General features: G+C 46.4%; 10 protein-coding genes. 5 read left to right on the top strand and 5 right to left on the bottom strand.

Features of this window, described 5'->3' with window-relative positions; all coding sequences use genetic code 11:
• Nucleotides 1-16 precede the first annotated feature (16 nt).
• The 4 genes from zds to NIES208_RS11660 form a co-directional block, all read right to left on the bottom strand.
• The gene (zds, locus tag NIES208_RS11675) at nucleotides 17-1,480 is read right to left on the bottom strand and encodes a 9,9'-di-cis-zeta-carotene desaturase (RefSeq protein ID WP_075892937.1); all 1,464 of its coding nucleotides are present in this window, start codon (nucleotides 1,478-1,480) and stop codon (nucleotides 17-19) included.
• A 234-nt stretch (nucleotides 1,481-1,714) separates the two neighbouring features.
• Nucleotides 1,715-2,143, bottom strand: a complete 429-nt coding sequence (locus NIES208_RS11670) for a hypothetical protein (protein ID WP_075892935.1) — start codon at nucleotides 2,141-2,143, stop codon at nucleotides 1,715-1,717.
• A gap of 4 nt (nucleotides 2,144-2,147) precedes the next feature.
• Nucleotides 2,148-3,566: an SLC13 family permease gene (locus NIES208_RS11665; RefSeq protein ID WP_075892933.1), complete on the bottom strand. Its 1,419-nt coding sequence runs from the start codon at nucleotides 3,564-3,566 to the stop codon at nucleotides 2,148-2,150.
• A 357-nt stretch (nucleotides 3,567-3,923) separates the two neighbouring features.
• On the bottom strand, nucleotides 3,924-4,808 hold the full coding sequence (locus NIES208_RS11660; protein WP_075892931.1) for a LysR family transcriptional regulator: 885 nt from the start codon (nucleotides 4,806-4,808) through the stop codon (nucleotides 3,924-3,926).
• A 165-nt stretch (nucleotides 4,809-4,973) separates the two neighbouring features.
• Between NIES208_RS11660 and NIES208_RS11655 the strand changes: the two genes are divergently transcribed.
• The gene (locus NIES208_RS11655) at nucleotides 4,974-5,675 is read left to right on the top strand and encodes a pirin family protein (RefSeq protein WP_075892929.1); all 702 of its coding nucleotides are present in this window, start codon (nucleotides 4,974-4,976) and stop codon (nucleotides 5,673-5,675) included.
• A 174-nt stretch (nucleotides 5,676-5,849) separates the two neighbouring features.
• Complete coding sequence (locus NIES208_RS11650) at nucleotides 5,850-6,086, top strand: CDGSH iron-sulfur domain-containing protein (RefSeq protein WP_075892927.1); 237 nt, start codon at nucleotides 5,850-5,852, stop codon at nucleotides 6,084-6,086.
• Between the two features lie 125 nt (nucleotides 6,087-6,211).
• Here the strand turns inward: NIES208_RS11650 and NIES208_RS11645 are convergent, their stop codons facing one another.
• Nucleotides 6,212-6,817: a methyltransferase domain-containing protein gene (locus NIES208_RS11645; RefSeq protein ID WP_075892925.1), complete on the bottom strand. Its 606-nt coding sequence runs from the start codon at nucleotides 6,815-6,817 to the stop codon at nucleotides 6,212-6,214.
• Nucleotides 6,818-7,214: 397 nt separating this feature from the next.
• Between NIES208_RS11645 and NIES208_RS11640 the strand changes: the two genes are divergently transcribed.
• The 3 genes from NIES208_RS11640 (at nucleotide 7,215) to NIES208_RS11630 (ending at nucleotide 11,215) form a co-directional block, all read left to right on the top strand.
• The gene (locus NIES208_RS11640) at nucleotides 7,215-8,336 is read left to right on the top strand and encodes a PAS domain-containing sensor histidine kinase (protein ID WP_075892923.1); all 1,122 of its coding nucleotides are present in this window, start codon (nucleotides 7,215-7,217) and stop codon (nucleotides 8,334-8,336) included.
• Between the two features lie 25 nt (nucleotides 8,337-8,361).
• Nucleotides 8,362-10,188 (top strand): putative bifunctional diguanylate cyclase/phosphodiesterase, encoded by a 1,827-nt coding sequence (locus NIES208_RS11635; protein ID WP_075892921.1) that lies wholly within the window; start codon nucleotides 8,362-8,364, stop codon nucleotides 10,186-10,188.
• 133 nt (nucleotides 10,189-10,321) lie between these two features.
• Nucleotides 10,322-11,215 carry a S1 RNA-binding domain-containing protein gene (locus NIES208_RS11630; protein WP_075892919.1) on the top strand — a complete coding sequence of 298 codons (894 nt, stop codon included), beginning with the start codon at nucleotides 10,322-10,324 and terminating at the stop codon, nucleotides 11,213-11,215.
• Nucleotides 11,216-11,334 lie beyond the last annotated feature (119 nt).

The raw sequence follows: 11,334 nt of genomic DNA, 5'->3' as shown, positions 1-11,334 counted from the left end.
CCTAGACGGTGGAGTTCTACATGGTTGCGACTAAAGGCTTCTCTAATTGACCGACCTTAGACAAAATTGCTTCGGCGGCTTGGCGGCCAGAAATTGTCGCACCTTCCATACTGTCGATATAGTCCTGTTGGGTGTAGCTTCCCGCAAGAAATAAATTAGAAATTGGCGTTTCCTGAGCGGGGCGGTAAGGATCCATTCCCGGCGCTTCGCGGTAAAGGGATTGCGCCAACTTTACGACGTTAGACCAAGTCATATTCAATTCGCGAGAAGAAGGGAATAATTTGTGGACTTGCTCCAAAACATGTTGGGCAATTTCATCGTTGCTCTTTTTGATGAAAGGATCACCGGGAGTCAACACAAGCTGCATTAAAGAACCCTCACCTTCTTTGTAAAAATCACCGGGACTTGTTAATGCTAAGTCTGCAAAACAAGAAAAATCTGCTTGGTGAGTGTAGAGAAGGTTATCAATACCTTCAGCTTTTTCAAGTTGAGCGCGCTTTTCCGGATCATTGAGTTCAGTGACCCAACCGTCGAAACGCAATTGAACTGTTGCGACAGGAACTGCATCGAGCTTGTAGATATTGTCGAATTCAGGCCATTTCCGCCAAGCATCAGGAACTGCACGCTGAATGCCGGGAATGTCGAGTGCCAAAACATAAGTATCGGCTTTCACCGTTTGATCACTTTCACCATTGTTGATAACAAGACCATCAATTGTGGGTGTGCCATCGAGAGTGTAGTGAATATCTTTCATCCGGTGGCGAGTATGAATTTTCGCGCCCTTCGATTCGAGATAATTGACGATAGGTTTATGCAAGTACTCTGCTGGAGAACCTTCCAACATCCGTAGGACAGAAGCCTCGGTCTTTGCTGCAAAGAACATAAAAATGGTCAACATGCAGCGCGCCGAAATGTTCTCGGTATCAATAAACCCGAGAGCGTAGGCGATGGGATTCCACATTTTTTTGAGGCTGCCATCATTGCCGCCATGGCTGCGGAACCAGTCCGCAAAGCTAATAGCGTCGAGGTCTCGAATGGTTTTCATTGCGCCTTTGAAATCCACCAAACCACGCACAATGGGGCTAGTACCAAGAGCAAGGGAGTTGGCCGCTTTATCGATCGCCGAAAGTTGTGAAGATGTAAAAAATGCCTTTAGACCATGGAAAGGCGCACCCACAGGGAACCGAAAATCGAGTTCGCCAACCTTACCGCCTTCATTAATAAATTGGTGGGTATGCTCTTTCAGTCGGAGGTTATTACCTGCACCGACTTTTTCCATGAGGGCAAAGAGATTGTAGTAACACCCAAAAAATACGTGGAGCCCCATCTCAATGTGGTTACCGTCTTTGTCTACCCAGCTGCCAACTTTGCCACCGACAAAGGGACGGGCTTCAAAGATTTCGATTTCGTGACCAGCATCTGCTAATTCAATGGCAGTGGATAATCCGGCTAGTCCTGCTCCGACGATTGCTACACGCATTACGTTTGTCCTACGTTTAATTTCTCAAAAAAAGTATTAACTATTGTAAACGATTAGGCGGGACGGTTCTCAGGCTGTGGGGATAGTAATGTCATTAGTGATGGCATAAATGTCCAGATGTTTAAATTTTTTGGGGTTTATTTTTGGGTGGTTTGCCGCGATAGTGTGTCAAGGACTGTTGCAGCGTTGGTACGTTAATAATGCATTTCAACTTCGGCAATGCAAAAAAACGAATTAGGCAACGGAGTAAAGGACTTGTTTTGGCAAAATATCGCGTTTCAGTTGAACATTAGTCGAGCCTGCCACAACAATTTGCTCTGCGCCTTCTGCCACTAAACGATGGAGATAGGGTTCGACGGTGGGTTGCTCGTTGACAGGTAGAATATTGAGTTCGATATCGCTCAGTTTGCGCCGAACGCGTTCTAAAACATCTTCGGCTAAACCGCGGTAGCCTTCGAGCATGGAATGTTGCAGGCTCCGAATCGAGGCGGCGCTGAGCCAGCCGTTTTCGCCGAGGTCGTGCATCATGGTGCAGACAGCTCGCTCGCTAATAAAAAAGACAATATTTAGAGGGGAATTTGCATCTTTGGCGATCGCCTCAGCTTGGTACATGGCATCGTCGTAGGCGTAGGGATTGAGAATAACAAAATAGATTTTTTTCATGCGATTACACCTGCAAACCAAACAGTGGCCAATATAATGTCGCGAGTGCTAATAATCCGAGGAATCCCAGGGATTTGAGGAAAAATCCCCGTTGTAGCGCATGGGATGGAGGCACATAGCCACTGCCGATCACAATGGCCATGGCGGGCGTGCTAACGGGCATCATAAAGGCTAATCCTGAGGCAATGGTAACACCCATCGTTATGGCGCGGGGGTCAATGCCATGTTCTGCGGCTAGGGCGATCGCCAAGGGCATTACCATCGCAACGGTAGCGGCATTACTCATCCCTTCGGTGAAGATGACCACCACCATCGCAACGGCAATAAACACTAGCCAACCGGAGTCAATCCACCCTAATAATGCTTGGGCGAGAGCGGTGGAAGTTTCGGTTTCTCTCAATACTGCGCTCAGGGCGATCGCCGAACCATACATCACGAAAATCCCCCAGTTCACATCTTCTTCGACTTCCTGCCAATCAGCAATTTGGAAAACAAATAGTAAGGAAACTCCGAGAAAAGCTACGGTATCGAGCCCCCAAGCTTCACCCCGCACAATCCATAAAACAATGGTTAGTAAAGTAATTAAAGCTGTCCCTATTTCACGTTTGGAGATATTGCCCAGACGTTTAGCGCGGCCTTTTAATAACATTTTTGCTTGATCCATAGACACGGCTGTACCCCGACCAATATTTCTGATCAGCAAATAGGCGATCGCCAGCAAAACAATAGCTAGGGGTAATGACCATAAAGTCCACTCGATAAAACTAATACTTTGACCCGTACTTTCCCGTAGCAAGCCCAATGCCAAAGCCGCCCTCGCCCCCCCAAGCAAACTAGGAATACCGCCGATACCCGCGCCCCATCCCAAAGCCAAAAAAGCAGATTTTCCGAAACGTCCACCGGGTTTTGCGCCAGCCGACTGCACGACCTCTAAAACCACGGGGAAAAGCATTGCTGCAACGGCGTGGGAACTGAGAAAAAATGACATTACAGCCGACAAAATGAGTACTGAAAGAATCAAGCCCCGTTGGGTTCCACCAAACTTTGAAACCACCGTTAGGGCTAACCTTGTGCTCAAACCCGATCGCCGAATCGGACTCGCAAGAATAAAAACCCCCAAAATAAAAAAGACAGAACGATTACCAAAATAGGCATAGGTTTGTTCGGGGGGAAGTACTCCAGTAAAAGGAATCAAAAAGAGCACCAAAAGACCTGTCACAGCCACAGGTAAAGCACTGGTACTCCAGAGGAAGGCTGTTACCCCAAAAATTGCAAGGGCCTTGAGGGCAGCTTCATCAAATTCTGCGAGAGGCAATGCAAGAATCGCAAAGTAGATGATTGCTGCTGCAATACACCAGACCCAACGGTATTGGGGACGACGAATTTGCTTAAGCCATTGCGGCGATCGCCGGAGAAGGTTCATAGAAATCTAGGGGAGAAATACCTAAACAAGAATCATACTGTTTTCAGTTCACAGCATCTTGATTCCGTGGGAAACTGATCACTCCCACATCTATCGTTTTATGCTGGGATAGGAGGCAAAAGATCAAACGACACTTTGACTTTAGTTGAGCACCTCATGGCGATGACCACACAAAGATGAGCCGTAGGATACGTGGAGACGACCCAAAATACGGAGGTGAATCGAGATATTATCTGTCCGTCATAACCCCATCTTGCAGGGATTTGGAACACTAAAAAAGATGGGTTTTGCTCGATGTTAATTGGTGGGGAAAAGCAATAATCCTCCCACCGCGTCTTACATCTTGGGTGGTGAATCTTAGGGGCGATCGCCCTCAAACTGCTCTATCAAAAATTCTGTGAAGAGTTTGACCTTCGTCGAAAGATGACGGTTGATGGGATACAACACCGAGACTGTCAAAACCTTTTGGCAATAGTCCGGCAATACCATTTTTAATGCCCCAGATTTTAAATAAGAATCCACAATAAAACAGGGCAATAGCGCAACACCTAGACCTTTTTTGGCGGCGATCGCCAGAGCTTCTCCATTATTTGAGCAAAAAGATCCCGAAACCGTGACAGATTCTGCGCCGATTTGCCATTGGGATTTGGTTTGTTGGTAGCCGTAGAGCAAGCAGTTATGGTTTTTTAAATCTTCTGGGGTTCGTAAATGCGGCGATCGCCCTAAATATGCCGGCGAAGCACAGAGCAACACCTGCGTTTGAAATAACTCATGGCTAATAAGACTGGCACTTGCTGTCGGTTCTGCCACCCGAATTAACAGATCAAATCCTTCGGCGATCGCATCCACAAAGCGATCTTCAAGGGTGAGCTGCACTTGCAATTGCGGATATTGATTCATAAAATCTGCCAGCACAGGTGCAAAACACATCGTTCCAAAGGTCATCGGTGCATTCACCCGTAACAAGCCCTGCGGCTCACCATGGGAGCGCGAGACAGACAATTCCGCTTCTTCAATATCAGCCAGAATTTGCAAACATTTTTCGTAGAAAGCTAGTCCAGTCGGTGTCGGCGTGACCTTACGAGTACTGCGATGGAGCAATTGTACCTTTAAGCTATTTTCCAGAGCCACCACCATTTTGTTCACCGCCGATCGCCCCATCAACATTTTCCGCGCCGCCGCCGCAAAACTGCCTTCTTCTACCACCCGCACAAAGGCAGACATACTTTCAAGCTTGTTCATTGATTCTTGTTATTCCTCTGATTTCGGCGATCGCCCTAGAACTTCATTGTATCTTTTCTGGAAACAATTTGAGTGAAAATTGCCATATTGTCTTTTATTTGGATGGGCAATAGAATAAATACAACGAAACAAAACCTCAATTCCCAAGTTTCAAGGAGGTCACCCATGATTACAATTCGTCCATCTGAAGAACGCGGTAGAGGCAAATTTGACTGGCTAGATAGCTACTTTAGCTTTTCGTTTTCCCAGTACCACGATCCTGCCCACATGAACTTTTCAAATCTGCGGGTCATTAACGAAGACTACATTGCTCCCGCCCAGGGCTTTGGTACCCACGGCCACCGCGATATGGAAATTGTCACCTATGTCCTAGAAGGGCAACTGGAGCATAAAGACAGTATTGGCAACGGCTCCATCATGCGCCCCGGCGATGTCCAGCGGATGAGTGCAGGGCGCGGCATTCGTCACAGCGAATTTAATCCCTCTCCCCAAAATCCAGTGCATTTACTCCAAATCTGGATTACGCCCGACCAAATGGGCATTGAGCCTAGCTATGAACAAAAGTTCTTTAGCCCTGAGGAAAAGCAAGGTAAGTTGCGGTTAGTGGCTTCCCCCGATGGACGTGATGGCTCTGTCAAAATTCACCAAAATGCCTTTATGTACGCATCGATCTTGGCGGCGGGAGCGGCAGTAACCCACGAGCTTGGTGGCGATCGCCGCGTCTGGATTCAGATTACCCGCGGCCACCTAACCCTTAACGGTCAACCCCTCAAAGCAGGCGATGGGGCAGGCATCGAAGCAGAAAAGGCAATTACCGTGATAGGCCAAGCTCCAGAGACCGAGTTTATTCTCTTCGACTTACCCTAATCGCCATATCTCAGGGGGCGATCGCCGAGCTGAGGCCAAAACCTTGCCACCAAGCACCCACACCCTTTGGCCAAAAACTAATCAGACATCGTGGTTGTAGCTCCCTACATTGCCCCTAGGACCCACAGACCATTAGTGTTCAATACAAAAATACTATTCACTTGAGGAAAAACCATGCCGACACCCAAAATTGCTGACACCAAGCCAATGGTTATGGAGCTAGAAGCCGGAGATTATTTCTGGTGTACCTGCGGTCACTCTGCCAACCAGCCCTTCTGCGATGGTGGTCACCAAGGAACTGATTTTGCGCCACAAAAATTCACCCTAGAAGAAAAGCAAAAAGTGGCGATGTGTCTTTGTAAACATTCCCAAAATCCACCATTTTGCGACGGCTCCCACGCCAAACTCTAGGGTCGCACGCCACATTGATCGCGAAAAATCTTTTTTTTAATCTCCTTTTTTTTATCTCCTGTAGAGCCTGTCTATGGGAGATTTGATCTATCAGGGAAATACTTGTTTTTTTAACATGCTGCAATTTAGAGCATGCGCCGAAAAATCCCCCAATGCTCGTCACCTTGGCGACTAGGGACAGAGTTTGTGACGGCAGTGAGGGTTTTAACGGTGAAATAGGGAGAAAATAGCTGCTCAATTTCCGTTGGTGTCGTGCCAAAGGGAGGGCCACCCGCTCTACCATGGGTAAAGAACACGCCATAGAAAGTCCCAGCGGGTTTCAAAAGAGTAGCAACGAGTTGGACATAGTCGTGGCGACGTTCCGGCGGGATCGCGCAGAAACACGTATGCTCAAATACGTAGTCAAACTGATTTTTGTAACTTTTTTCTAAGGTAAAAATATCCTGTTCTAAGGTGGTGAGGTTCACGTTTTTAGCCTGGGCTAATTTCTGTGTCGCGGCGATCGCCGATGGTGCAAAATCCACAGCCGTCACCATTAAACCTTGCTGGGCGAGAAATACTGCATCATGACCCCGACCAGCGCCAAGGGCAATGATTTTTCCCGCTGATGGGGCGATCGGCCGGCCAAAAAACTCAACCAAAGGCGGTGTTGCTTCACCTAAATCCCAGCGAAACTCCGCCGAGCGATATTTTGTTTCCCAAAAAGATGATTGTTCGATAGACTGTGCCATCACCTGCAACTCCTGCCCTTGAAAACTCTTGTTGAATTAAAGCTTAAATTCAGCTTGTGTTAGAACGTTACAAAACGGTTAATGCGATATATTTTATATCCGACCTTAAGAATACATGGATCAAGAATGCCCAGTGTTCCCTGATTCATGATTGCTGGTCTCACTTTTACCCCTATCACATGAGAGCTTTAAATCTTTAAGGAGCCTCCTTGATAATTTGTTTGGCTTGACGACTAATATCAACTTCATACCGACTTCTTTTGGCTTTAGAGTAATCGGACGATTCACTCAGTCATGAGGTTGACGATTGTATAACCCAAAAGAAAACCTTGTTTTTTGACCGCTATCATTCAGAAAAAAACTGTGTTCTTGATCCTTATTTAGCCATTCATACTCCATGCAGTACAGTCAAGCCCTTATTAAAGCCCTCGGCGATGTGATTTATGAACGTTGTCTGATATCGGGGCAGATAAGTTGGCACGGGGATTTTGTCCGTATCCTTGGCTATAGCCCCCAAGAAATGGGTGATGATAATGCATTATGGCTAGATCGATTATTTAGTGAAGACAAAACTAGGGTGCTCACAAAAATTGCCGCCGCTTGTGAACAACACCAGCCCTACGATATCGAATATCGTTTTCGTCACCACGATGGTTCCTATGTGTGGATTCAAGATCGTGGTGTTCCCCATCAATCAACGGCTATCGATGGAGAACCAACCGTCAAAGTGGTTGGGGTAATGCGGGATATTAGCGATCGCAAGCGGGCAGAGTTAGAGATGAAAAATGCTTTATTACGGGAGCGGGAGCTCAATCAACTAAAAACAAGGTTTATTGATATTGCATCCCATGAATTCCGTACGCCTTTGACCTCAATTTTGGGCTTTACTGAGTTGCTAGAGCAGTATTCCCATAAATTTAATCCAGAGGTACATCGCAAACATCTAAAGCGTATTCGCAGTGCGGCAGAGAGATTGCAAGAGTTAGTGGATAATGTATTGTCGGTTAGTCGGGCTGATGCGGGGAATGTCAGTTTAGAGTTGTCGCCCGTTGACATTGAGTATTTATGTCGCGATATTTTCCATGAACTCAATGGGGCTTTTGGTGGGATTGCGTCGTTAAGGTTAGCACTCGACTCCAAACTACAGGGCGATCGCCCACTGCATCCGGTCATTGATGCTCGCATCATCCGCCATATTTTGACCAATCTTTTATCTAATGCGCTGAAATATACGCTCTCTAAAAAAGCAGTTCAGTTGAAAGTGCAGTACGACAAACAACAAATTATTTTTATTGTCCAAGATCAAGGGATTGGGATTCCTGAGGCGGATTTACCCCATTTATTTGAACCATTTCATCGAGCCACAAATGTTGGCAAAATTCCGGGGACAGGTTTAGGGTTGCATATTGTTGAACGATATGTAGAACTCCACAATGGTGCGATCATGGTAACGAGTGCGATGAATACAGGAACAACCTTTCGGGTAAATATTCCCTGTATTTTCGTTGAAGACGCTTAAGATAACCGCTTTATTTAGGAACTTGATGGATAATTCATGCTTACCTGCCCAAGACAATCAACAACCGACAGTTTTGGTCATAGAAGATGATGATTCTATTCGGGAGCTGATCGTGACTCTGCTGTTAGCGGAGGATTATGCGGTTCTTGAGGCGGAAAATGGTGAACTGGGTCTTACTTTGGCGATCGCCACCCCACTAGATCTGATCGTGTGCGACATTATGCTGCCCGGTATTGATGGCTATGGCATCCTCAACCATCTCCAAGAAGACCCAAAAACCGAAACAATCCCTTTCCTTTTTCTCACAGCCCTCGGCACGAAAGACAATATTCGTCAGGGCATGAACCTTGGTGCCGATGATTATTTAACAAAACCCTTTACCGCCCAAGAACTCCTCGATGCCATCCAAGCCCGCCTGCGTAAACATCGTTTGTGGCGCACCCATTTTCGGCAAAAACAACAGGCCAACAGCACGAAAATCAACTACACCGTTACCCATGATCCCATTACCCAGCTCCCCAACCAATTGGCGCTACGGGATGATCTCAACCGTCTTTTAAAACAATGGCAACAGGATAATCTCCCCCAAAACAAGCAAGACAATAACGGCGAATGGGGCGTGCCGATTCTCTACTTGAGCGTAGACCGCTTTGAGCGCATTAATGAGCTATATGGCTACCACTTTGGCAACACAGTCCTGAAAAATATTGTGCGTTACCTCGGGGGCACAATTTCAGAAACAGCCTATTTAGCCTGTCTAAATTACACTGACTTTGTCTTAATTTCACCGCCGGTGCAGAACGCTCAATCCGAGGAGCATTTGAGTGCCATTGTTGAACCAATTTTAGAAACCTTTGCCCAGCCCATTACCGTTGAATCGCGCAAAATTTTAATTAACTGGCATGTGGGTATTGTTACCATGCCCGAGGCGGAATACAACTTTGATCGATATCTAAACCAAGCAAAGGAAGCCATGGAGCTCGCCCGCAACCAAGGCAAGCGGACCTACTATATCCTCCAGCCAGACGATAAGCAGCAGGATAAAGCATCACAGCGGTTACTCGATACCGATTTATATGAAGCACTCCACCGTGACCAGTTGGTGCTATATTACCAGCCAAAAATCAACACCCACACTGGCAGGATTTTGGGGGCTGAGGCGTTAATTCGTTGGCAACATCCAGAGCTAGGGTTGATTTCGCCGGCACAATTTATTCCCCTAGCAGAAAAAAATGGCTTAATTAGTGGCATTGGACAATGGGTCTTTGAGGCTGCCTGTCGTCAACTGCAAACATTACGAAACCAAGGCTTTTTAGATATTTGTCTGGCTGTAAATTTATCGGGAAGACAGTTTTATCAACCAAATCTTGCGACGAATTTAAAGGCGATTCTGGATTGCTATCAGGTGCCTGCTAGTCACATTGAACTGGAAGTCACGGAGTCGATTTTAATCTCCGATGTAAAACTGGCGATCGCCAACCTCCAGTCCCTCAAAGAACAAGGCTTCCCCATTGCCATCGACGACTTTGGAACAGGCTACTCTTCCCTGAGCTATTTACAAAATTTCCCCTTTGATATTCTCAAAATAGACCGCTGTTTCGTGCGCAATATCATGCGCAATGTGACCAATTCCACCATTGTGAAACATGTCATTATGATGGCGAAACAACTAGACCTAACAACCGTTGCCGAAGGCGTTGAGACAGCTGCCGAATTTGAATTTTTAAAAGCTCAAAACTGTAACGAGATCCAAGGATATCTCTTCAGCCGCCCCGTAGATAGCGAGACCTTTAGCCAAATGCTGCGGGACGATCCCAACTTCTTTGATCAGCTAGATCTCCATACCCAGTAAGGTATACAGCCACTTATTATGCCCCGAAAAATCCGCCGTAAACCAATTCCCTCATCCGCAGACGATAAACGCAACGGAGTACGATAGGATTAAGCCTATTAATATCCAAAATTTCGCACAGCTTAATTTAGCAATGACTTCAGAGCCTAATTCCTCAATTGCTTTCTCGATGGACGACTTTGCGAGTGCCCTCGATGAACACGAATATCACTTCGAGCAAGGGCAAATCGTTAAGGGGAAAGTATTTGAGCACACTTCAGACGGTGTCTTAGTGGACATCAAAGGAAAATCTCCGGGTTTAGTTCCCACCCGTGAAGCACTACTGGCTGGAGAAACCGGTGTTCAAGAAGTCTTACCCCTTGGGGAAGAGCGAGAATTTTTGATCATTCGGGGGCAAAATGCTGATGGTCAAGTGACTCTATCCCGCCGCAAGCTGGAAGAAAAGCGTGTTTGGGAGGAGTTGGAACAGGCAGCTGAAGCGGGGAACTCAGTACAAATTCAGATTACTGGCAGTAACCGCGGTGGTGTCACGGGCGATGTGAAGGGTTTACGGGGATTTGTTCCCAATTCCCATCTCACGGATAAAAATATTGAAGGTTTAATGGGGCAAACTCTTACTGTTAATTTCCTAGAGTTGGATCAAGAACGCCGCAAATTGGTTTTATCCCAACGTTATGCTGCCCAGGCGGAAATTATGCGGAAGCTAAGTATCGGTGTTTTGGCTTCTGGTAAGGTTGCGAATATCAAGCCCTATGGTGTGTTTGTTGAACTCGATGGAATGACTGGTTTACTGCATCGCAGCCAAATTAGTGACAAGCAAGTGCCCCAACTGGAGGATTTATTCCAAGTGGGTCAAGAGCTGCGGGTTTTAATTACGGATATTGATGAGGGTTCTAAGCGTATTTCCCTGTCTCTGAAGGCTTTGGAGAAGTTCCCCGGTGAAGTGATTGAGCAATTTGATGAGTTACAAGGTAATGCCGATGAGCGGGTTGAAGCGGCATTGAAAAAGCTCAATATCGTGGTTTAGAAGATTCGACATCTTTCGCGAAAATGTTAAATAACGTTCTAACTGCTTTTTTCCCATGCTAAGTAACGTCAGTTATGGATAAGAATGTAGCCAAAATTCTTTAGAGAAAAGGAGACACG

Source organism: [Limnothrix rosea] IAM M-220, assembly GCF_001904615.1.
Classification (GTDB): domain Bacteria; phylum Cyanobacteriota; class Cyanobacteriia; order Cyanobacteriales; family MRBY01; genus MRBY01.
This window is presented reverse-complemented; position numbering and strand designations above follow the sequence as displayed.

What these genes read in the sequence shown, in the direction of transcription:
- zds (WP_075892937.1), bottom strand. Translation starts at nt 1,480, where the DNA reads ATGCGTGTAGCAATCGTCGGAGCAGGACTAGCCGGATTATCCACTGCC.
- NIES208_RS11670 (WP_075892935.1), bottom strand. Translation starts at nt 2,143, where the DNA reads ATGAAAAAAATCTATTTTGTTATTCTCAATCCCTACGCCTACGACGAT.
- NIES208_RS11665 (WP_075892933.1), bottom strand. Translation starts at nt 3,566, where the DNA reads ATGAACCTTCTCCGGCGATCGCCGCAATGGCTTAAGCAAATTCGTCGT.
- NIES208_RS11660 (WP_075892931.1), bottom strand. Translation starts at nt 4,808, where the DNA reads ATGAACAAGCTTGAAAGTATGTCTGCCTTTGTGCGGGTGGTAGAAGAA.
- NIES208_RS11655 (WP_075892929.1), top strand. Translation starts at nt 4,974, where the DNA reads ATGATTACAATTCGTCCATCTGAAGAACGCGGTAGAGGCAAATTTGAC.
- NIES208_RS11650 (WP_075892927.1), top strand. Translation starts at nt 5,850, where the DNA reads ATGCCGACACCCAAAATTGCTGACACCAAGCCAATGGTTATGGAGCTA.
- NIES208_RS11645 (WP_075892925.1), bottom strand. Translation starts at nt 6,817, where the DNA reads ATGGCACAGTCTATCGAACAATCATCTTTTTGGGAAACAAAATATCGC.
- NIES208_RS11640 (WP_075892923.1), top strand. Translation starts at nt 7,215, where the DNA reads ATGCAGTACAGTCAAGCCCTTATTAAAGCCCTCGGCGATGTGATTTAT.
- NIES208_RS11635 (WP_075892921.1), top strand. Translation starts at nt 8,362, where the DNA reads ATGGATAATTCATGCTTACCTGCCCAAGACAATCAACAACCGACAGTT.
- NIES208_RS11630 (WP_075892919.1), top strand. Translation starts at nt 10,322, where the DNA reads ATGACTTCAGAGCCTAATTCCTCAATTGCTTTCTCGATGGACGACTTT.